Raw genomic sequence first — 23,085 nt, 5'->3', positions numbered from 1 at the left:
ATTAGACAGTGACCGAAGTAACGCAAGTAAAGCCGAAACATGTCATGATGATGGCTGCCGGAACCGGTGGTCACGTCTTTCCAGCGCTCGCTGTTGCCAAAGAGTTGCAACAACAAGGCTGTGAAGTTTCTTGGCTCGCAACGCCAACAGGCATGGAAAATCGCCTGCTTAAAAATCATAATATTCCAATTTATCAAATTGATATCCAAGGCGTACGCGGCAATGGAGTCGTGCGTAAGCTGATGGCACCGTTTAAAATTCTCAAAGCTACATTGAGTGCCATGCGTTATATGAAACAACTCAAAGTCGATGCAGTTGCAGGCTTTGGGGGTTACGTGGCTGGGCCAGGTGGCTTGGCAGCTCGTGCATTGGGCATACCAGTCATTATCCATGAACAAAATGCGGTGGCAGGGTTTACCAATACGCAGTTGTCACGTGTGGCCAAAATTGTTTGTCAGGCATTTCCAAATACCTTTCCAGCACAAGATAAAATCGTAACCACAGGGAATCCTGTACGTAAAGAAATTACAGAAATTTTAAATCCGTCATGGCGTTACCAAGAGCGTGAAAAAGCTGGGTTGCCATTACGGGTTTTAATTGTGGGTGGCTCACTGGGCGCACGTGCCTTAAATGAATGTGTGCCGGCAGCCTTGCAGCAATTAGAACAGCCACTCAGTGTATATCACCAGTGTGGTCAAAATAACGCTGAAAGCACATTGGCTCGTTATGCAAATGCACCTGAACATATGCAAGTTGAAGTTCAGCCGTTTATTGAAGATATGGCAGCAGCCTATTCTGCAGCGGATTTGATTATCTGCCGTGCTGGTGCGCTAACCGTCACTGAAATTGCGACAGCAGGTGTAGCAGCCGTGTTTGTTCCTCTGCCAAGTGCAGTGGATGACCATCAAACTGCAAATGCAGGGTTCTTGGCCAATATCAATGCTGCAAAAATTTGCCCACAAGCGGATATGACCGCAGAAAGTTTAACAGCGTTGTTGAAGCCGCTGATGAATCGCCAACGACTTATGGAAATGGCGGTTAAGGCTCGACAACAGGCACAACCCGATGCGACACAGCACGTGGTTGGTTTAATTCAAGATTTGTAAAATTCGAGTAATCTATGTCTCCATCAACGCCTGCCGATCAAGCGAAAAAGCTCATTAAAGTGCCAGAAATGCGCCGTATTAAACACATCCATTTTATTGGGATTGGTGGTGCGGGCATGTGTGGTATTGCCGAAGTATTGAAAAACCAAGGCTATAAAGTTTCAGGTTCAGATATTAAAGCGTCGAAAACCACGGCTCAGCTTGAAGAAAATGGCATTCAAGTTTTCATTGGTCATGCTGCTGAAAATATTCAAGGTGCCAATGTAATCGTGGTATCAACAGCCATTGATTCTGAAAACCCAGAAGTGAAAGCGGCGATTGAAACCCGTACACCTGTCGTGCGTCGTGCAGAAATGTTGGGTGAATTAATGCGTTACCGTCATGGTATTGCCGTTGCGGGGACGCATGGTAAAACCACGACAACCAGTCTGGTGACCTGCATGTTGGCAGAAGAAAATCTGGATCCAACTTATGTCATTGGTGGTTTGTTAAATCGTACCGGTGTAAATGCTGCATTGGGTGCAAGCCGTTATATCGTGGCTGAAGCAGACGAATCAGATGCGTCATTCCTACACTTACAGCCAATGGCAACGATTGTCACCAATATCGATGCTGACCATATGGATACTTATGGCGGTAGTTTCGATGTATTGAAAGATACCTTCGTACAATTCTTACAGCGCCTTCCATTTTACGGTTTAGCTGTGATGTGTGGTGATGATGCCAACATCCGTGAAATTATGCCGCGTATTGGTCGTCCTGTCGTGACGTATGGTTTCAATGAAGACAACGACATTCGTGCCGTTGATGTGGCTCAAGAAGGCATGCAATCACACTTTACAGTTTTGCGTAAAGACCGTGAGCCGTTACGTTTAACCATTAACTTGCCGGGTCTTCATAACATCTTAAATGCCTTGGCAGCGATTGGTATTGCAACGGATGAAGGCGTTTCTGATGCTGCGATTGCACGTGCCTTAGAAAGCTTCAGTGGCGTAGGTCGTCGTTTCCAAGTCCAAGGCGAATTTGAAGTTGAAGATGGCTTGGTGAAATTGGTCGATGACTATGGTCACCATCCAAAAGAAGTGGAAGCGACCATTAAAGCAGCACGTGCAAGTCATCCAGATCGTCGTTTGGTGATGATGTTCCAGCCACATCGTTTTAGCCGTACGCGTGACTGTTTTGATGACTTCGTCGATGTCTTGTCTCAAGTCGATCAACTGTTGTTATTAGAAGTTTATCCTGCAGGTGAAAAACCAATTGTAGGTGCGGATAGTCGTGCGTTGGCTCGAAGCATTCGTCTCCGTGGTGAGGTTGAGCCGATTCTCATCGATCCAGTAGAAGGCAACTTACAAGCAGTAATGAAAAAAGTGTTACAAGCAAATGACTTGTTATTAACACAGGGCGCAGGTAATGTTGGAGCAATCTCAATCGAACTTGCTCAAAACAATCTCTATGTAAAATGATCACCGCTGGGTGATCCAAAGTTTGTTTAGACCGTAGATAAAAGTTTAAGGATATAAACGTGTCAAATGCTTCAAAATTCGGCAAAGTTGCCGTGTTATTAGGTGGGAAATCTGCCGAACGTGAGGTTTCTCTCGATAGTGGTAAAGCTGTACTTGAAGCATTGGTGCGTTCGGGTGTAAATGCCGAAGCATTTGATCCGCAGCAACGCAGTGTGACTGAGTTGGTGGCTTATGACCGTGCATTTATCGTACTTCATGGCCGTGGTGGTGAAGATGGTCAAATTCAGGGTACTTTGGAATGGTTAAACATTCCGTACACTGGAACGGGCGTTCAAGGCTCAGCGATTGGTATGGATAAAGTCAAAACTAAACAAGTTTGGCAAGGTTCAGAACTACCGACAGCACCTTATCGTATTGTCAGCAAAGATTCAGATTTACAAGAAATTGTAGATTCAATTGGTTTGCCATTTATCATTAAGCCGGTGCATGAAGGCTCAAGCATTGGTATGAGCAAAGTTGAAAAAATTGAAGACTTTGCAACCGCAATTGCAAAAGCGACCCAGCATGATGCAGTTGTGATGGCTGAAAAATGGATTACCGGACGTGAATTTACCATTGTGATTTTAAATGGTCAGGCATTACCTGTGATTCGTTTAGAACCGCCTGCAGATGTGGCTTTTTACGATTACGAAGCGAAATATAACCGTAACGATGTGCAATATGGTATTCCATGTGGCTTGACTGAAGATGAAGAAAAGCGTCTACAAGCTTTATCTTTACGCGCTTTCCAAGCGGTAGGTGCGAGTGGTTGGGGTCGTATTGACGCGATGCAGGATGCCGAAGGAAACTTCTGGTTACTTGAGGTAAATACTGTTCCGGGTATGACCAGTCATTCTCTAGTGCCAAAAGCGGCCAATGCCGTAGGTTATAGTTTTGATGATCTTTGTGTCGCGATTTTGGAACAAACCCTAACAGGTGCGGCACACTAATTATGGCTCAACTTCCTGCGTCTATGCGCCGTAAACGTGCAGCAACGACATCGATACATGACAAACCACCGACACGTAAGGAAAAGCTTACCAATGTGGGTGGATGGCTGTTGTTGTTTATTGCATGTGTGGTCTTGATTGCCGGAATTTGGGGGCTATATAAAGTCATGACGGATGCACGTGTGGCTGAACTTGATGTGGTGGGTGTGCGGAGCGCCCAAGAAAAACAACAAGTGATGTCATACGTTTCACCGATGATGACTCAAAATTATTTTACCTCTGATTTACGTGTCATTCGTGACCGTACTTTAGAAATCTCTTGGGTCGATCGCGTGGTGGTATCGCGTGCTTGGCCAAATGCAATTCGTGTACGGGTGATGCCGCGTCAAGCGATTGCACGATGGGGAACTGGGCGACTGTTAAGCGACAGTGGTGATGTATTTGCCGAATTAACTCCGACCAATCATCAGAATTTGCCGTTATTGCATGGGCCGACGAGTCAGTCCAAAATGATGATGCGTCGCTATAATGAAATTAATCAATTATTTATTCCTGTTGGCATTCGTTTAAAAGAATTATATTTAACAGAACGAATGACTTGGTTTATGCAGTTTGATTCAGGCTTACGTGTGATTGTCGATCAGGATCAGACCATGAGTAAGTTGCAGCGTTTAAGTTATCTCGCACACAGTGACTTAAAACCTGTTTGGCCACGAATTTCTGCCATCGATTTGCGCTACCGAAATGGTTTAGCGATTCAATGGAAAAACTCTGTGCCAGCAAAGTCGGTAAATGGTCAGTTTGTTGTAACCAGTGATGACATAGGCATTGCGAATGCAGCGCCTGTAAAGCCATAATGATCGGCTTTATAAGTAGAGGCTTTAAGCCATAAATTAAACAAACATGTGAATGGTAGTAGTAAATAATGAATGAAGCTGTTCCCTCGGTTGTTGCGATTGACATTGGGACACACAAAGTTTCAGTTTTGATTGGTAAGGTACACGCGCCAGACAATATCCAAGTGGTAGGGATGGCGACCGCTCGTAACCGCGGCATGAATAAAGGGAAAATTGTCAGTCTCGATAAAGTTGTTACCGCAATTAAAAATGCAGTGCAGGAAGCGGAAGATATGGCGGAATGTCGTGTACATTCTGCGTGGATTTCCATTCCAAGTGCTGAACTAAAAAGTTTTTATGCCTCTGGTCGCACTCCAATTGAAAATAATGACCATGCGATTACCACCAATGAAGTGGTGCGTGCATTAGAACTGGCCAAAGCCAGTCACTTAACGTCTGACCACTATTTGGTGAGTGCTGTACCTTTAGGTTTTGAACTAGATGATGAACCTGAGTGGGTATTAAACCCGATTCGCATGTCAGCACGGAGTATGACAGGGCATTATCATTTGATGATGTTGCCCATCAGCACCATGCAGAATTTGGATCGTGCATTAAAAGGTGCCAATATTGGTGTTGAACGCATGGTTATTTCATCATTAGCAACTGCTGAAGCTAGTTTGCTTAAAGATGAAAAAGAATATGGTGTGTGCTTGGTTGATATTGGTGCTGGTACGACCAATATTGCGGTGTATTTAGATGGTCGCTTGGCGATGACACACACTTTGCAACGTGGCGGTGAGCATGTAACGCGTGATATTGCTGCTGTATTGCAAACCACAACAGAAGAAGCTGAACGTATTAAGCTGTTGTATGGTTGTGTTGATCTGAAAGTGGTTAAACCTGAAAGTATGATTCAGTTCCAAGGGATTGATGGTCCACAAACCATTAGCCGTATTGAACTGACCGAAATCATTATTGCGCGCTATGAAGAAATCTTTAATCAAGTGCGTAATGAGTTGGTGGATCATGGTGCGATTCATGGTTTATACCATGGTGTTGTACTCACAGGTGATGCCTGCCAAATTGAAGGGATGGTGACATTTGCGCGTCGGATGTTAGGTGTTTCTGCACATTTAGGTAATCCACCTATGCAAGTGTATGCTGATGATCAACAGCAAGCCGCTTTACGTCGTTCACAATACGCGACTGCCGCAGGTCTGTTAATTTTCAGTCAAAGTGAAACACAAGATACGATCGTTGAGCCAGAAGATACGGAAAAACTTTCAGTATTGAATCGGGTAAAACGTGCATGGTCGGGCTTCAATGACACCTTGAAGTCGATCTTTTAAGTTGAAATATTTGGGAATATTGTTGGGAAGTTGTACTGATTATTGCTTGTACTTGACAAGCTGGAACTTGGACAGCATTCTAAAAAACAATTTTTATTAAGATCAAGGCAGTATACGGGCTGAAGTGTCTGCCAATTATGGATTAGGAATTTTTTAGGCATGGCCTCATTTGAATTTTTAGAAGATGATCAAAGCGACAGCAACGGTCAAGCCCGTTTCACAGTATTCGGTGTAGGTGGTGCTGGCGGTAACGCTGTGCAACACATGTTGGAATCAGATATCGAGGGTGTGAAATTTGTTTGTGCCAATACAGACAAACAAGCACTCGATCGCATGAATGCACAATTTAAAATCCAACTGGGTGAGCAAAGTACCCGTGGTTTGGGTGCAGGTGCAAATCCACAAGTGGGTCAAACTGCTGCTGAAGAAAGCCGTGAGTTGATTCGCCAACACCTTGAAGGAACGGACATGGTGTTCGTGACTGCAGGTATGGGTGGTGGTACAGGTACAGGTGCTGCGCCAGTTGTTGCTGAAATTGCCAAAGAAATGGGTATCTTAACGGTAGGTGTGGTGACGACTCCGTTTAACTTTGAAGGTAAACGTCGTCAGCAATCTGCTGAGAAAGGTATCGAAGCACTTGAGCAACATGTTGATTCTCTGATTATTATTCCGAACCAACGCCTGCTAAAAGTGTTCCGTGATATCTCGATGAAAGATGCTTACAAAAAAGCAGACGACGTACTGTTAAATGCTGTACGTAGTATCTTTGATCTTGTGGTGCGTCCTGGTCATATCAACCTTGACTTCGCCGATTTGAAAACTGCGATGAGTACACGTGGTTATGCCATGATGGGTGCAGGTTCTGGTCGTGGTGAAAACCGTGCGCGTCAAGCTGCTGAGCAAGCGATCCGTAGCCCGTTGTTAGATAACGTGACCATCATGAATGCAAAAGGCATTTTGATTAACGTTACAGGTGGCGATGACGTAACTTTCGGTGAAATTGAAGAAATCACTGATGTGGTGAACCAAATTGTGGATCTTGATGAAGGTCAAGTGTTCTACGGTACGGTATTTGATCCAGATGCACGTGATGAAATTAGCGTAACGGTGATCGCAACGGGTTTAACGCGTAATTCTGCCGATTCTGCTGAGCCAGTGAAACGCCCTGTCGCACAAGCAACGCGTACAGTCGCTTCTGCACAAGCACCTGTAGATGAAGATGATGTACCAGCGATTCAACGTCAGCACAATGAAGCAGCTGCTCCGGCGGCTGCGGCGGCGTCAGCATCGAATTCACGCCCTACGCCAATGAGTATTCAAGACTACTTGAAAAATCAGCAACGTAAATAACATAAATTCAATGACTTAAGTGTCTATTGATTACAAAAGGTAGCTGATCAGCTACCTTTTTGTTTTTTATCAATGGCTAAATATGCTAACGTATAGCGGTTTTGTGAACTGATGATAGAAGACACATGTTGAAACAACGTACCCTGAAACGCATCGTGAAAGCGAGTGGCATCGGACTGCATAGTGGGCAAAAAGTGATGATTAACTTTGTGCCACATCATGCCGATGGGGGCATTGTGTTTCGTCGTATCGACTTAAATCCACCGATTGATATTCCAGCTGATGCTATGCTGATTCAAGAAGCATTCATGTGTTCTAACTTGGTGCAAGAAAACGCCAAGGTGGGCACAATTGAGCACATTATGAGTGCGATTGCTGGTTTAGGGATTGATAACCTGATTGTGGAAGTGTCGGCATCTGAAGTGCCTATTATGGATGGGAGTGCAGGCCCGTTCATTTATTTGCTTATGCAAGGTGAACTACAAGAACAAAATGCACCTAAAAAATTCATAAAAATACTTAAACCTGTCGAAGCACTGATTGATGATAAACGTGCTGCCTTTCAACCGCATGACGGTTTCCAATTAAATTTTACGATTGATTTTGACCATCCTGCATTTAAGAAAGAATTTCAATCGGCAACCATCGACTTTTCAACCGAAACATTTGTCTATGAAGTCAGTGAAGCGCGGACTTTTGGCTTTATGAAAGATTTGGATTATCTCAAAGCCAATAATTTGGCTTTGGGGGCGAGTCTCGAAAATGCCATTGGCGTAGATGAAAATGGTGTGGTCAATGAAGAGGGTTTACGCTTCTCGGATGAGTTTGTTCGTCACAAAATATTAGATGCTGTGGGTGATTTATATTTGCTTGGTCATCAAATTATTGCGAAATATGATGCCTATAAGTCAGGTCATGCATTAAATAATCAGTTATTACGCAATGTCAAAAGTGATCCAGATAGCTATGAAATTGTAACATTTGATGACATTAATGATTGCCCAATTAGTTATGTGAATGTGACATAAGTCATTGTCTTATAATAGTGATGTTATATTGTATCATTTGTAAGTGTTAAGTCTGTCACATTCTGAGCATTCAAATTTGTCTGTTACAACTGGGTGGTTACTTTTTATTGCTTGCCAAACGCAGCATTGCTTGGCTAAGCTTAGGGTCGCTCACAAAGTCAGCAGCATTACGGAGTAAATCCTGAGTTTCTGTACTGAGGGTTCTTGAAATTTTTTCAGGGGAATGGGGCGTTGGAGACGGAGTTCTCAGACGGACTTGAATCTTGTGCAAATCCTTGAATTCGTATATTTGTGATAATTGTGCAATATATTGCTTTTGCAAATAGGCCAACTGACTAATCAGTGCCTGATTTTCTCCAGTTAATATAAGTACACCATTTATATAACAAACAACTTGCCATTGATCCGGTTGGGGCAATAGCGGTTGAACAATTTTCGTAAGTTTCTGCCATGCAGCAACTTGCGTTGAGAGAAACGACAAGTTTCCTGTTTTTATGTGTTTTCTTGTTGGTTGAAAGACGTTGACAGGTTCTGACATACATATTTCCTACATGTTTATGTCTTAATCTTATGCGCTCCTTTTGGCTGATATCAAGGACGAAATCACACAAGGAACAAAAGAGAACAGTTTATAGAGGTTTTTTATGCATTTACGACGTATTTTATTGGCGTTTTCATTGGCAGCTTCGGCCGCTTCAGTCGCTTTTGCAGATTTAGTTGAATTAAATCAAGCAGACTCATCAGATCGTATTGAACAGTTAACTCGCACTTTGTCTCAAGGTGCTTACTCTGAAAGCAATGATATTGATATTCCAGCGGAAACGAAGTTGAATGTTCAAATTCGTGAAAAATCAATTGAACTCAACAATGCGACAATCGCAAAAAAATACGGTTCAAGCAATTCCTCTCAAAACTATTCAGCAAGTTCAAATAATCCATATTCATGGTTAATTGCCCACCCACTTCCAGACATGAAGCGCGTGAGCTCAAACTATGGTGGTCGTACCATGGGTGGCCGTGCAGAAAATCATTCAGGTTTAGATCTTTCTGCGGCAAGTGGCACACCTATTTATGCAACAGGCCCTGGCATAGTAACTAAATCAGGCTGGGGCACAGGTTATGGCCAATATGTTGAAATCAACCATGGTAATGGTTACCTGACACGTTATGCACATGCATCACGCTTAATTGCACGTGTAGGCGACCGTGTTGCTGCGGGTGAGCATATTGCTAACGTTGGTTGTACTGGTCGTTGTACTGGCCCACATTTGCATTACGAAGTAGTGAAAGATGGTCAACGCAAAAACCCATCGACGTATTTAGCGATGTTGCCATAAGCGCATACAACATCTGTATACGAAGCCATTGTCTGAACCTCTACAGACAATGGCTTTTTTATTTATCGCTAATAACTATAAAATTATCATTCTAAAAAATATTGTCTGTATGAAATATGGCGAAAATTGACCCAAAAATGTAAATTTGTGTAATTGTTAATCAATAAGTATTTAGTAAATAAATAATAGAGCTATTTCGTATTCATCTGTGGCGATAACTGAGCCTAGCCAAAATATGGTACTAATAGAGCCATATATTTAGCACATAGGATAGGTGAAGTATGGCGTTTTATGGCGATACAGATGCGCAAGAAACCCAAGAATGGCAGGACGCATTTGATTCAGTTTTACAGCACATGGGAACTGACCGCGCTGCATTTTTGCTTGAAAAACTCTATCAACAAGCGATTGCTAAGCACGTCCCCATTCAGCGACTAAATACTCCTTACTTAAATACCATTTCAGTTGAAGAACAACCGCCTATGCCGGGTGATTCGGATATGGAGCGCCGTATTCGTGCGCTGATCCGCTGGAATGCCTTAGCGATGGTACTGCGTGCCAATAAAACAGGTGATGACTTAGGTGGTCACTTGGCAAGTTTTGCATCATCTGCAACTTTATATGACGTGGGCTTTAACCACTTCTTCCGTGCCAATAGCGACAGCTTTGGCGGTGACATGATCTATTATCAAGGTCACTGTGCGCCGGGTATCTATGCACGTTCGTTCTTAGAAGGTCGTTTGACTGAAGAACACTTAAATAATTTCCGTCGTGAAGTTGGCGGTAAAGGTTTGCCGTCATACCCACATCCATATTTGATGCCAGATTATTGGCAGTTCCCAACCGTATCGATGGGTCTAGGTCCAATCATGTCGATCTATCAAGCACACATCCAAAAGTACTTGATGAATCGTGGCCTGATCAAAGAAGAAAACCGTAAAGTTTGGGCTTACCTCGGTGATGGTGAAATGGATGAACCTGAAAGTACAGGTGCCATTTCACTTGCAGGTCGTGAAAAGCTCGACAATCTGATTTGGGTCGTGAACTGTAACTTACAGCGTTTAGATGGCCCAGTTCGTGGTAATGGTAAAATTATTCAAGAACTTGAATCATTGTTCCGTGGTGCAGGCTGGCGCGTAATTAAGGTGGTTTGGGGTCGTCATTGGGATCCGTTACTGGCAAAAGATGATTCAGGTGCCTTAAAAGCGGTGATGGAAGAAGCGGTCGATGGTGACTTCCAACGCTATCAAGTGAAAGGCGGTGCGTATACGCGTGCACATTTCTTTGGTAAGTATCCTGAAGCTGAAGAGTTGGTGCGCAACTTAAGCGATGAAGATATTGATAACCTGAACCGTGGTGGTCATGACCCATTCAAAGTGTATGCGGCTTATGCCGAAGCGATGAAGGAAACGGGTCAGCCAACAGTTATCTTGGCAAAAACAGTCAAAGGTTATGGTTTGTCGGAAGAGATTGAAGCAGTCAATAAGACGCATCAAATCAAGAAAATGCAGCTTGAGTCGTTGAAATACGTGCGTAACCGTTTCAACTTGCCATTTACCGATGAACAGCTTGAAGAAGTGCCATTCTACCGTCCAAGTGAAAATTCACCTGAAATTAAATACATGAAAGCACGTCGTGAGGCATTGGGTGGTTATTTACCTGCACGTCGTAAAGAAAGCGAGCAGCTGGCGATTCCTGAATTGTCTGTGTTTGATGCGGTACTCAAAGGCAGTGGCGGTAAAGAGCAATCGACGACCATGTTGATGGTACGTTTGATTTCATCATTATTGAAAGAAAAAGCCATTAAAGATCGTGTCGTACCAATTGTGCCAGATGAAGCGCGTACTTTCGGTTTGGAAGGTATGTTCCGTCAGTTGGGGATCTATGCTGCGCATGGTCAAAAATATACCCCTGAAGACCAAGAACAGTTGATGCATTACCGTGAAGCTAAAGATGGTCACATGTTACAAGAAGGGATTAACGAAGCGGGTGCGATGAGTGCTTGGGCTGCGTTAGGAACCAGTTATTCAACCAATAACTTGCCAATGATTCCGATGTATATGTACTACTCGATGTTCGGTTTCCAGCGTATTGGCGATATTGCATGGGCTGCAGGTGATGCGCAGGCGCAAGGCTTCTTGCTCGGTGCAACTGCGGGTCGTACAACACTGAACGGTGAAGGTTTACAGCACCAAGATGGTCATTCACATATCTTGGCAAATACGATTCCAAACTGTATTTCTTATGACCCATGTTTTGGTTATGAGTTGGCAGTGATCGTACATGATGGTTTAAAACGCATGTACGTGAACCAAGAGCGCGTGTTCTATTACTTAACAGTAATGAATGAAAACTACGAACACCCTGCTATTCCTGAAGGTGCTGAAGAAGGCATTAAACGTGGTATGTATCTCTTCGAAGAAGATGAGAAAGCAACGGTTCAGTTGATGGGTTCAGGTGTGATTCTGCGTGAAGTGATTAAAGCGGCGAAAATCCTTCGTGATGAATATCAAATTCATTCAAACGTGTGGAGCGTCACTAGCTTTAACGAATTAGCTCGTGATGGTATGGCGTGTGAAGAATACAACCGCCTACATCCATTGGCTGAAGATACGAAAGAAGCTTGGATCTCTCAATTACTTCGTGAAAAAGACGGTATTGTGGTATCGGCAACCGATCACATGCGTGCTTATAGCGAACAAATCCGTGCTTATCTTCCAGACAATCGTCCGTTCGTTGCATTAGGTACAGATGGTTATGGTCGTTCAGATACACGTGGCAACTTACGTAGCTACTTTGGTGTCGATGCCGCACATATTGTGGTAGCAACATTGAAAAAACTCGCGGATGAAGGCGAAGTTGATGCGCGTTTAGTCAAAGATGCTATCTCAAGCTTTGAACTAGATACTGACCGTCCAGTGGCATGGGCTCCGCAGGAAACGCCGGAACTGCATGCTGTGGCTGACTACAAAGAGGAGAACTAATCATGCAAATTACGACTCCTGATATTGGTGTAGATAAAGCAACGGTCGCTGAGATTTTAGTGAAAGTCGGCGACAGCATTAGCGTCGATGACAGCATTGTGTTGTTAGAGTCTGATAAAGCCTCTGTTGAAGTACCAAGCACTTCGGCAGGCGTGGTGAAAAGCATTGCAGTTAATCTGGGTGACAGTGTTGCTGAAGGTGCTGTGCTGATCGAGTTGGAATCAGAAGGTCAAAGTGCTGCTACAGCTGAGCCAGTACAAAATGCAACTGAAGACCAAGCAGCAGAACCAACTCCGGTTGTGGAAGCAGAACAAGCTGCAGCAGCACCTGTTGCAGCCAATGCTCCTCAGTCGCAAAGTATCGATGTGCAAGTCCCTGATATTGGCGTAGAGAAAGCTACGGTGAGTGAGATTTTGGTCTCTGTTGGTGATGAGATTGATGTTGATCAAAGCATTATCGTGGTGGAATCAGACAAAGCGACAGTCGAAGTCCCAAGTACTGTATCAGGCCGTGTTGAATCGATCACGATCAGTGCTGGCGATGTAGTGAAAGAAGGTGTAGTGATTTTAACGGTAAAAACGGCGGCTTCATCTGCTGCGGTTGAATCGGCTCCAGTGCAAGAAACTGCACAGCCTGTTGCTGCACCCGTTGTCGCAGAAGCAACACCAGCGCCGTCTACGGCTACAGCGTCTGGACCTGTAGAAATTGCAGTGCCTGACTTAGGTGTTGATAAAGCAGCGGTGGCTGAAATTTTAGTCGCTGTGGGTGATGTGGTTGAAAAAGACCAAAGCATCATCGTGGTGGAATCAGACAAAGCAACGGTAGAAGTGCCAAGCTCTACCGCTGGTAAAATCACCGCGATTCATGTTCAGTTAGGGCAAAGTGTCTCTGAAGGCGTCGCTTTAGTGACGATTGAAGCCGAAGGTCAAGCTGTTGCAGCACCTGCACCAGCGCCAGCAGCGAAACCTGCACCAGCTGTAGCACAGCCTGCGACAGTTGCACCTAAAGCTGAAAGCAAAGTTGAAGCAGCAGCACCGCAACCACAAGGCGCAGATAAGCTCACCAAAGAGCAAAATGCTGCCAATGCCAAAGTGTATGCAGGTCCGGCCGTTCGTAAGCTTGCACGTGAATTAGGTGTGGTTTTGGCAGAAGTCAAAGCATCTGGCCCGCATGAGCGTTTAATGAAAGAAGATTTATTCGCTTATGTAAAAACCCGTTTGACCACTCCGCAAGTTGCACCTGCAGCTCAAGCTGTGGCACAGGTTTCAGGCTTACCGAAATTGCCAAGCTTTGATGCTTTTGGTGGTGTCGAAGAGAAAGTTTTGACACGTTTACAACAAGTGTCGATTCCGCAATTGTCTTTAAACAATTTTATCCCGCAAGTGACGCAGTTCGATGCTGCGGATATTACCGATCTTGAAGCTTGGCGTAATGATTTAAAAGCCAACTTTAAGAAAGAAGGTATTGGCTTAACCATTATGGCCTTCATCATCAAAGCAGTGGCTTACTTGTTGAAAGAAGAGCGTGAATTTGCAGGTCATTTGTCTGATGATGGCAAGTCAGTATTGCTACGCAATGAAATCCACATGGGGATTGCCGTGGCAACGCCTGATGGTTTGACCGTGCCTGTACTGCGTAATCCAGATCAAAAATCGATTAAGCAGATTGCAATTGAGCTGGGTGAGCTGAGTCAAAAAGCACGTGACAAAAAACTATCGCCGAAAGATCTACAAGGTGCGAACTTTACCATTACCAGTCTGGGTTCAATTGGTGGTACGGCATTTACACCGCTGGTTAATTGGCCACAGGTGGCGATTTTAGGTATTTCACCTGCAACTATGCAGCCGGTGTGGAATGGTGAAGGCTTTGATCCACGTTTGATGCTGCCGCTGTCATTGTCATACGATCACCGTGTAATTAATGGTGCGGATGCTGCACGTTTTGCCAATAAGCTGACGAAGCTGCTCAAAGATATCCGAACTTTATTGATCTAATCTGACCTGTTTAAGTTTCAAAATGAACCCTGCTTTGGCAGGGTTTTTTTATGGCGTCGTGGTGGTGGACTGACAAAGCCAATCAGGAAGTTCAATGGGTGAAGGGTAGAGCTTTAATGCTGAGTTTGCATTGAGGTTATAAGTGAGTGGAAGTGTACGATGTGGGTGCGCCGTCGACCAAAGCTTTTGTCTTAAATGTTCAAAGCGTTGGAAGTCTTTTAAAAATAAGCCCCAAAACTTTTCATAATGCTCCAGTTCTTGCACATGTTGATGCTGATACGCATGTGTTTGGCCCTGTTGGTGCTGGAAGTCATAGCCCATCAGCCAAATACGCTGCGGTTGAAAGAGATGTGCGAGTGAATAGGCTTGAAGGCCGCAATTATTACCATACACAAAGTACGGTGAATGAAATAACTCCGCTTGCGTATCGATGCGCACGGTTTTGAAGTTAATCACTTCATGTTCAGGATATGGACGGTTGTGACCTAAACCACATCCGCTAATGATGTCACCTTGAAAGCAGGCTTTGAGCATGGGTTGATAGTGTAACCACCACGCATAATCTGAATGATGGGCAATTTGAGCCTGAGGAAGTTGAAGAAAACTTTGATTACAGCAAATGATTAGCAGCTTTTTTGAGGGCTGAATGGTGGTTAAGTCAAAACTGAGCTGAGACGGGCCGCCTGCAATGATTAATACATCCTGCACATGCATATAGTGTTGAATAAATTCTTGAAATTTTTGATTATTGTTTTGCATATCAAATTGAGTCATCGAAAATTAAAATTGCGAAAACATGCATTCCTCGCTAGAATAGCATTACTTCATTGGGGAGTAGCCGCTTTTTACGCAAAGTAAAAAGGTGATGGTCAACATATTTGCTCTAAAACGAGCATGGTCATCATAGCAAAGAACCAAATGAGCTCTTCGTAGCTTTCTTTTGTTGGCAAGACCTTTGATTTATCACTCTGCACATTGGCTAGCAGGAGGGATAAGTCATCGGTATATGTTATTGCTAGCCAGAGAAATGCACCATGTTAACCGCTTTCTTCATTTCCCTTGCTGTTGTTGCCCTGTCAGAAATGGGCGATAAAACACAATTACTTGCCTTACTGCTTGCTGCACGTTTTCGTAAACCCGTTCCGATCTTAATTGCAATTTTCCTCGCGACTGTGGTGAACCACGGGGTTTCTGCTGTGCTGGGTCAATGGATTACCACCGTTTTAAGCCCAACCGTTTTATTGTGGATCGTTTCTCTGGGCTTTATTGCCATGGCGGTGTGGATGTTGATCCCCGATCAATTGGATGATGAATCTGAAAGTATCAATAAATGGCAAAAATATGGGGTTTTTGGTGCCACTTTCGTGTTGTTCTTCTTGGCTGAAATTGGAGATAAAACCCAAATTGCCACAGTCGCACTGGCTGCACGCTTTGACAGTATTGGCTGGGTGACTTTGGGGACGACGCTGGGCATCATGTTGGTTAATGCGCCTGCGGTATTTATTGGGAACAAACTAGCAGAAAAACTACCGATTTCACTGATTCATAAAATTGGCGCCTTGGTATTCTTGGTGATTGGTTTGGCTGCGTTGGCACAACACTATTTATTTTAAATAGCAATCTCACCATATAAAAAAATACATGAAATCCTGAGTTAAAAACTCAGGATTATTTGCCAATAAATGAGACTCAATTCACTGATATTTCAGATAATATTGACTTAATATTTATTGTAAGTTTCCCTAAATAAATATATGTTATTCACCTATAGAATATATTTTTTTTGATAAAAAATTTGGGGAATGGGAATGGCTTTCGAACGCACAACATCACAGGTACTTTATGATGACGGAAAGCATAAATGTATTAGCTTTACCAGCTTGGTAAAAGGCGAGGGCGTACAGGCGAACCAGTTCCTGATTTTGGATAATGAGCGCGCAGCGGTGCTCGATCCGGGTGGTGACTTGACCTATGTCCCACTGACTATGGAACTGAATAAATATACCCGTTTGACCAATCTTGACTATGTGATGGCCTCGCATCAGGACCCAGACATTATTACCTCGATGCCGCGTTGGTTGGTTTATACCGACGCCAAAGTGGTGGCATCTAAGCTGTGGGCGCGTTTCTTACCGCATTTAAACTCTGCATTTATGAGTGACCGGATGAAAGGCAACTGGTTGGATCGTCTGATCGAACTGCCAGATCATGGTCAGGTGATTCCATTAGGCAACAGTCATTTGGTGGCTGTTCCTGCACATTTCCTACATTCGGTTGGTAACTTCCAATTTTATGACCCGATTGCCAAAATTTTATTCTCAGGGGATATGGGCGCATCTATGGTGGATGATGCCTCTAAACCTTTAGAAAATTTTGCCGCTCATATTCCTAAAATGAAAGGCTTCCATCAGCGCTACATGTGTTCGAACAAAGTGATCCGTCTGTGGGTCAACATGGTACGGACGATGGATGTGGAAATGATCGTACCGCAGCACGGCACGCCATTTATTGGTAAAGAACAGATCAACCAATTCTTAGATTGGATCGAAACCTTGCAGTGTGGTGTCGATTTAATGGATGAAACAGTCTTTACTTGCCCAGTATAATGACCTGAAAATTCAGAAAAAATAATTGAGTTTGCAGATAACATTTTTTAGTATTTTTCGTCCATAAAATAAGCTTTTAGATGACGAGAATAGATAAAAATGTTGTCTCAAATACCGACTCAGGATGCATGTTTAACCTGTGGAGCATGTTGTGCCCACTATCGCGTTTCTTTTTATTGGGCAGAAGGGCTGAATATGCCCGAACATTATACGGAACCTGTGACATCGGTGTATTCATGTATGGTGGGTACGAATCAGGCAAATCCACGTTGTATTGCTTTGGGTGGAGAAGTAGGCAATCAGGTGAGTTGTAACATGTATGAGGCACGTAGTTCATCTTGTAAAGAAGTTCAAATCGCCGATGAGCAATGTAATAAAGCACGCATCGCGCATCAAATGATTCCATTGATCAGTATTCCACTGCATGACGCTGAAAATGACGAAGATTTCGATCAAGTCAGTTAAGGCTTTATTTCCAGAATAAATTTATTGAAATCTAAGAGGTAGAATCTTCGGATTCTGCCTGTATTGCACTGGATGCTGACCAACCCCCAGAGTATTCTTGCTGAAAACAGCATATTCGATGGTTAATATTGAAAACTCCGTAAAGAATTGCCGCAATTAAAATGAAAATTGAACGGAAATTTGTATATAATGGCTCACGGAAATTACCAGCGAGACTGTTATGTTGACCATCGTTCAAGAAGCCCTAACCTTTGATGATGTCTTATTACTCCCTGCCTATTCTACTGTTCTCCCAAAAGATGTCTCTCTTAAGACACGTTTCACACGTGGCATCAATTTGAATATTCCACTTGTTTCTGCTGCGATGGATACTGTGACTGAATCACGTATGGCAATTGCAATGGCGCAAAACGGTGGTATCGGTATCCTGCATAAAAACATGGATATTGCTGCACAAGCTGCAGAAGTTCGCCGCGTGAAAAAATTTGAAGCAGGTATGGTGAAAGACCCAATTACCGTTACACCAGAAACGACTGTACGTGAGCTGATTGCTTTAACTCAAGCAAATAACATCAGCGGTGTACCAGTGGTGAAAGACGGTCAAGTGGTGGGTATTGTTACTGGTCGTGACACTCGTTTTGAAACCAATCTTGAGCAACCTGTTAGTAACATCATGACAGGTCATGATCGTTTGGTGACTGTTCGTGAAAACGAATCAAAAGAAAATATCCAAGCATTACTTCAAAAACACCGTATTGAAAAAGTCCTTGTTGTAAATGACAACAACGAACTGAAAGGTTTAATCACGGTTACTGATTTCCGTAAAGCTGAAAACTATCCAAACAGCTGCAAAGATGACTTAGGTCGTTTACGCGTGGGTGCTGCAGTGGGTACAGGCGCAGAAACACCAAGCCGTGTAGAAGCATTGGTAGAAGCGGGTGTTGATGCGATTGTTGTTGATACAGCACATGGTCACTCTGCAGGTGTAATTGAACGTGTACGTTGGGTTAAAGCCAACTATCCACAAGTTCAAGTGATTGGCGGTAACATCGCGACTGGTGATGCAGCTCTTGCATTATTAGATGCTGGCGCAGATGCAGTGAAAGTGGGTATTGGCCCGGGTTCAATCTGTACTACACGTATTGTTGCTGGTATTGGTATGCCGCAAATCTCTGCGATTGACAGCGTTGCCAATGCACTAAAAGATCAAATTCCATTGATCGCAGACGGTGGTATCCGTTTCTCTGGTGATATGGCAAAAGCGATTGGTGCCGGTGCGAGTACCATCATGGTAGGTTCATTGATGGCGGGTACTGAAGAAGCACCAGGCGAAGTTGAATTCTTCCAAGGTCGTTACTACAAAGCTTATCGTGGTATGGGTTCATTGGGTGCGATGGCAGGTGCAACAGGTTCTGCTGACCGTTATTTCCAAGACTCAAAAGCCGGTGCTGAAAAACTTGTACCAGAAGGTATTGAAGGTCGCGTACCGTACAAAGGCCCAATGGGTAACATCGTTCATCAAATGATGGGTGGTTTACGTTCATCTATGGGTTATACCGGTTCTGCGGTGATCGATGACTTACGTAAAAATGCACAGTTTGTCAAAATTACTGCGGCAGGTATGTCTGAATCTCACGTACATGACGTGACTATTACTAAAGAAGCACCAAACTACCGTGTTGGTTGATATTTAGTAGCTTTTAGCCGAAAAGGCCGTCATTAATATGACGGCCTTTTTGTTTTTGGTGTAAAGTATTTGCAGTAAAAAGTGATGATTAAGATCACCATTAAGAAGTGAGTACAACATGAGTTATTTTGGTACAGATGGCATTCGTGGCAAATTCGGTGAATTGCCTATTACCCCTGAATTTGCATTAAAACTAGGATTTGCCGCAGGTAAAGTATTAAAACAATACAGTAAAAAAGCAAAGCCCATCGTTGTACTAGGTAAAGATACCCGATTATCGGGCTATATTTTAGAGTCAGCGTTACAAGCTGGTTTAAACGCAGCAGGTGTTTATGTTCATTTGTTGGGTCCATTACCTACACCTGCAATTGCCCATTTAACTCGTGCATTACATGCTAGCTTAGGCATCGTGATCTCGGCGTCGCATAACCCTTATTTTGATAATGGCATTAAGTTCTTCTCGAGCGAAGGTAAAAAATTGCCGGATGAAATTCAAGAAGCCATAAACAAAGAACTTGAAAATGACTTGGTGATCGAAGACCCTGCAAACTTAGGTAAAAGTGTGCGTGTAAAAGATGCCAATGGTCGTTATATCGAATTTTGTAAATCAACCTTCCCGTACCATTTTGACCTGACAGGCTTAAAAATTGTGGTGGACTGTGCCAATGGTGCAGCCTATAGCGTCGGTCCTTCGGTATATCGTGAACTGGGTGCAAAAGTAATTGCGCTGTTTAACGAACCGGATGGTTTAAACATCAATAAAGACTGTGGTTCGACGCATCCTGAGTTTTTACAAAAAGCAGTTGTTGAACATCAGGCGGATTTAGGGATTGCCTTTGACGGTGATGCTGACCGCGTGATTATGGTCGATAAAAACGGTCAGCAAATTACTGGTGACCATATTCTCTATATTTTAGCCACTCAAGCGAGTCAAACACCTGCGGGTATCGTGGGTACCGTAATGAGCAATATGGCGCTTGAAATTGCTTTAGATCAAGCCAAAGTGCCGTTGCTTCGTGCCAAAGTTGGTGACCGCTATGTTCTACAAGGCCTAGAAGAAAAGGGCTGGGTAACGGGCGGTGAGCCATCAGGTCATATCTTGACTTTGGACAAGAGCACCACAGGTGATGCGATCATTGCTTCACTTCAGGTGTTAACGGTAATGGTTGAGCAAGGTAAAGCCTTACATGAATTGGTGGAAGGTTTTGAGTTATTACCTAACGTTCTGGTAAATGTTCGCTTGGCTGCGATGTTTGATCCCTACGCTGTACCTGCACTGGTGAGCGAGTTTGAAAAAGCTGAAGCTCAACTTAAAGGGCGTGGTCGCATCTTGATTCGTAAATCAGGCACAGAACCGGTCATTCGTGTCATGGTTGAAGGTAATGACCTTGAAGAAGTCACCGCTTTGGCAAATCATTTGGCTGATGCTGTTCGTGCCAATGCAGCTTAAATCAAGAGGGGAAATTGCATGAATGATGTGATTAAGGACTTAAGTGAACTGCGTTTAACTTATCAAAAAGGTGAGTTGCATGAAGATCAGGTGAACCGTGATCCACATGAGCAGTTTTTATTATGGTTTAACCATGCCTTAGAAGCACAACTGCATGAACCCTATGCTATGTCTTTGGCTACGGCAAATGCCCAAGGTCGTCCGCACGTGCGGACGGTCTTGTTACGCGGTGCGACCCATGCAGGTTATGACTTCTACACCAACTATGACAGTCAAAAAGGCAATGATCTGCTCGATAATCCTTATGCAGAATTATTGTTTTATTGGCAAGAGCAGGAACGTCAAATTCGGGTCAGTGGTCGTGTGGAAAAGATTTCTCTTGAAGAATCGACGGATTATTACCACAAACGACCGCGTGACAGCCAAATCGCAGCACACATTAGCACTCCACAAAGTGGTGTTATCGCCAGTCGTGAAGAATTACAACAGCGATTCCAAAATTTGCATGATCAAGTGGAAAGCAAAGACGTATTGGCGAAACCTGAGTTTTGGGGTGGCTATCGTTTAGTTCCGGATTATTATGAATTTTGGCAAGGCCGTCCGAATCGTTTACATGACCGCTTGAGTTATGAACAACAGGATGGTCAATGGGTTCTACAGCGACTGATGCCATAAATGTCTAAACTTTTAATTCAACAAAGACCCTATTTGACGCGCCCTGAAGATATTCAGGGCGTTGCGCCGTTTATTGCGGACTTATTGGCACGTCGTGGGGTTTCTTCCGCACAAGAGCTGGAATTGAAGCTTAAGCACTTACATACGCCAAACTTAAAGGGTTTAGAGCAAGCGATTGAAATAATCGATCAAGCAATTGATACTCAAAAGAAAATCGTCATTGTTGGTGATTATGATGCCGACGGTGCGACCAGTACTGCATTGATGGTCTTGGCACTACGTGATATGGGCGCGGATGTTGAATATCTGGTTCCAGATCGTTTCAAATATGGTTATGGTCTGACACCTGCCATTGCTGATTTGGCCTTCGTGAGCTTTACTCCAGATGTGCTGATTACGGTCGATAATGGTATTTCGAGCCATGCTGGTGTAGCACAGGCACAGGCGCATGGTATGCAGGTGATCATTACCGACCATCACCTGACCACAAAGGAAACACCACAAGCAGAAGCGGTGGTAAATCCCAATCAATTGGGATGTGAATTTCCAAGTAAAGCCTTGGCTGGCGTAGGTGTTGCATTTTATGTGTTGGCAAATTTGGCCAGTATGCGTAAAAAAAATGCTAAATCCACAGCCAACCTCAGCCAATATTTGGACTTGGTGGCCTTAGGCACTTATGCCGATGTTGCAAGTCTAGATCTGAATAATCGGATTTTGATCGATGCTGGTTTGAAGCGGATACAGCAAGGATTATGTCGTCCAGGGATCAGTGCATTATTGGATATTGCCGGTCGTGATCCTGCACAGTTAAAAGCACAGGACTTGGGCTTTGTGGTCGGCCCACGACTCAATGCAGCTGGGCGTATGGAGACTATGGATATTGGGATTGAGTGTCTGATTGCGGCAGATTTAAGTACGGCTTATCCGATTGCGCAGCAGTTGAATCAACTCAATATTGAAAGACGCCAAGTCGAAGGGCAGATTAAACAGGAAGCTCTGGCTGAGTTAGAACATATTCAGCTTGATCAGGATAATCTACCTGCAGCCTTGATTATGTTTGAACAGCATTGGCATCAAGGGGTGATTGGGATTGTTGCAGGGCGTTTAAAAGAACAATTCCATAGACCTGCAATCGTCTTTGCTGCAGATGAAGATGGTGTGCATATAAAGGGTTCTGCGCGTTCGATCGAAGGTATTCATATTCGAGACAGTATTGAGCGTATTGCTGAATTACATCCGCATTTGGTGAGTCATTTTGGCGGGCATGCTGCCGCGGCAGGACTAACCATTCAAAAGCAGCATTTTTCTGAATTTAAAACTGCCTTTGAGGCACTGATCGCAGCGCAAGACGAAAGTTTATTTCAGGCCACTATTTGGACAGATGGCGAATTGCCTGATTCGGCCATTAATGTCGAAACCGTCGATCTTCTGCAAAATTTAAGTCCATGGGGACAAAAATTTCCTGCACCGGTCTATGAAGGCCTATTTAAAGTTTTAGATTATCGTTGGTTGAAAGACCTGCATCTGAAGTTAAAACTTGCTTTAGATAATGGCTTAATGGTGGACGCAATTGCATTTAATGCGGCAGAAAAGTATGAATTTAATCCTATGCAAGATCAAATCCGTTTGGTCTACGAACTCGATAAAAATGAATTTAGAGGAAATGTCAGTGTTCAATTGAGAGTTCTACACTTGGCTCAATAAATTCTATTTTTACAGGCAAATAAAAAAACCGCTCAGAAGAGCGGTTTTTTTATGATTTT

At 43.7% G+C, this 23,085-nt stretch carries 19 protein-coding genes and 1 riboswitch; of the genes, 17 read left to right on the top strand and 2 right to left on the bottom strand.

The genetic code is table 11. The annotated features are described in order from the left end of the window. Positions 1-8: 8 nt before the first annotated feature. The 7 genes from murG (at position 9) to lpxC (ending at position 8,124) form a co-directional block, all read left to right on the top strand. A complete protein-coding gene (murG, locus tag FTU12_RS02355) occupies positions 9-1,106 on the top strand; it encodes an undecaprenyldiphospho-muramoylpentapeptide beta-N-acetylglucosaminyltransferase (protein ID WP_168379398.1) in 1,098 nt (365 codons plus the stop codon). A 14-nt stretch (positions 1,107-1,120) separates the two neighbouring features. Continuing rightward, positions 1,121-2,569: a UDP-N-acetylmuramate--L-alanine ligase gene (gene murC / locus FTU12_RS02350; RefSeq protein WP_078190576.1), complete on the top strand. Its 1,449-nt coding sequence runs from the start codon at positions 1,121-1,123 to the stop codon at positions 2,567-2,569. A 59-nt stretch (positions 2,570-2,628) separates the two neighbouring features. After that, entirely contained in the window at positions 2,629-3,558 is a 930-nt protein-coding gene (locus FTU12_RS02345) for a D-alanine--D-alanine ligase (RefSeq protein ID WP_078193219.1), read from the top strand. Between the two features lie 2 nt (positions 3,559-3,560). Further along, positions 3,561-4,415 (top strand): cell division protein FtsQ/DivIB, encoded by an 855-nt coding sequence (locus FTU12_RS02340; protein WP_078190574.1) that lies wholly within the window; start codon positions 3,561-3,563, stop codon positions 4,413-4,415. Positions 4,416-4,483: 68 nt separating this feature from the next. Next, positions 4,484-5,746, top strand: a complete 1,263-nt coding sequence (gene ftsA / locus FTU12_RS02335; protein WP_111884462.1) for a cell division protein FtsA — start codon at positions 4,484-4,486, stop codon at positions 5,744-5,746. A gap of 159 nt (positions 5,747-5,905) precedes the next feature. Continuing rightward, positions 5,906-7,096: a cell division protein FtsZ gene (ftsZ, locus tag FTU12_RS02330; RefSeq protein WP_168379400.1), complete on the top strand. Its 1,191-nt coding sequence runs from the start codon at positions 5,906-5,908 to the stop codon at positions 7,094-7,096. Between the two features lie 125 nt (positions 7,097-7,221). Next, positions 7,222-8,124, top strand: coding sequence for a UDP-3-O-acyl-N-acetylglucosamine deacetylase (lpxC, locus tag FTU12_RS02325; protein ID WP_168379401.1), 903 nt, complete (start codon positions 7,222-7,224; stop codon positions 8,122-8,124). Positions 8,125-8,221: 97 nt separating this feature from the next. Here lpxC and FTU12_RS02320 read toward each other — a convergent pair whose 3' ends face one another. Then, complete coding sequence (locus tag FTU12_RS02320) at positions 8,222-8,662, bottom strand: DciA family protein (RefSeq protein ID WP_180054185.1); 441 nt, start codon at positions 8,660-8,662, stop codon at positions 8,222-8,224. A gap of 106 nt (positions 8,663-8,768) precedes the next feature. On the opposite strand from FTU12_RS02320, the gene FTU12_RS02315 reads away from it, so the two are divergent. The 3 genes from FTU12_RS02315 (at position 8,769) to FTU12_RS02305 (ending at position 14,439) form a co-directional block, all read left to right on the top strand. After that, positions 8,769-9,461, top strand: coding sequence for a M23 family metallopeptidase (locus FTU12_RS02315; protein WP_180113663.1), 693 nt, complete (start codon positions 8,769-8,771; stop codon positions 9,459-9,461). Positions 9,462-9,742: 281 nt separating this feature from the next. Then, entirely contained in the window at positions 9,743-12,445 is a 2,703-nt protein-coding gene (gene aceE / locus FTU12_RS02310) for a pyruvate dehydrogenase (acetyl-transferring), homodimeric type (RefSeq protein WP_180024620.1), read from the top strand. Positions 12,446-12,447: 2 nt separating this feature from the next. Further along, on the top strand, positions 12,448-14,439 hold the full coding sequence (locus FTU12_RS02305) for a 2-oxo acid dehydrogenase subunit E2 (protein WP_180113662.1): 1,992 nt from the start codon (positions 12,448-12,450) through the stop codon (positions 14,437-14,439). Positions 14,440-14,487: 48 nt separating this feature from the next. Here FTU12_RS02305 and FTU12_RS02300 read toward each other — a convergent pair whose 3' ends face one another. Then, a complete protein-coding gene (locus FTU12_RS02300) occupies positions 14,488-15,198 on the bottom strand; it encodes a methyltransferase type 11 (RefSeq protein ID WP_180008776.1) in 711 nt (236 codons plus the stop codon). Between the two features lie 58 nt (positions 15,199-15,256). Further along, a riboswitch (yybP-ykoY riboswitch) is annotated at positions 15,257-15,399 on the top strand. 74 nt (positions 15,400-15,473) lie between these two features. On the opposite strand from FTU12_RS02300, the gene FTU12_RS02295 reads away from it, so the two are divergent. The 7 genes from FTU12_RS02295 (at position 15,474) to recJ (ending at position 23,026) form a co-directional block, all read left to right on the top strand. Then, positions 15,474-16,052, top strand: coding sequence for a TMEM165/GDT1 family protein (locus tag FTU12_RS02295; protein WP_078190565.1), 579 nt, complete (start codon positions 15,474-15,476; stop codon positions 16,050-16,052). A gap of 195 nt (positions 16,053-16,247) precedes the next feature. Next, the gene (locus FTU12_RS02290) at positions 16,248-17,045 is read left to right on the top strand and encodes an MBL fold metallo-hydrolase (protein ID WP_078190564.1); all 798 of its coding nucleotides are present in this window, start codon (positions 16,248-16,250) and stop codon (positions 17,043-17,045) included. 99 nt (positions 17,046-17,144) lie between these two features. Further along, positions 17,145-17,510, top strand: a complete 366-nt coding sequence (locus FTU12_RS02285; protein WP_180113661.1) for a YkgJ family cysteine cluster protein — start codon at positions 17,145-17,147, stop codon at positions 17,508-17,510. A gap of 220 nt (positions 17,511-17,730) precedes the next feature. After that, positions 17,731-19,197, top strand: a complete 1,467-nt coding sequence (gene guaB / locus FTU12_RS02280) for an IMP dehydrogenase (RefSeq protein ID WP_078190562.1) — start codon at positions 17,731-17,733, stop codon at positions 19,195-19,197. Between the two features lie 118 nt (positions 19,198-19,315). Further along, a complete protein-coding gene (gene glmM, locus FTU12_RS02275; protein WP_180109623.1) occupies positions 19,316-20,647 on the top strand; it encodes a phosphoglucosamine mutase in 1,332 nt (443 codons plus the stop codon). Between the two features lie 18 nt (positions 20,648-20,665). Beyond that, the gene (pdxH, locus tag FTU12_RS02270; RefSeq protein ID WP_180025896.1) at positions 20,666-21,322 is read left to right on the top strand and encodes a pyridoxamine 5'-phosphate oxidase; all 657 of its coding nucleotides are present in this window, start codon (positions 20,666-20,668) and stop codon (positions 21,320-21,322) included. After that, a complete protein-coding gene (recJ, locus tag FTU12_RS02265) occupies positions 21,323-23,026 on the top strand; it encodes a single-stranded-DNA-specific exonuclease RecJ (RefSeq protein ID WP_180113660.1) in 1,704 nt (567 codons plus the stop codon). Positions 23,027-23,085: the final 59 nt, after the last annotated feature.

This window comes from Acinetobacter sp. YH12063 (assembly GCF_013419715.1).
Lineage (GTDB): Bacteria > Pseudomonadota > Gammaproteobacteria > Pseudomonadales > Moraxellaceae > Acinetobacter > Acinetobacter amyesii.
The sequence above is the reverse complement of the archived record's forward strand: the minus strand, read 5'-3'. Positions and strand labels throughout refer to the sequence as shown.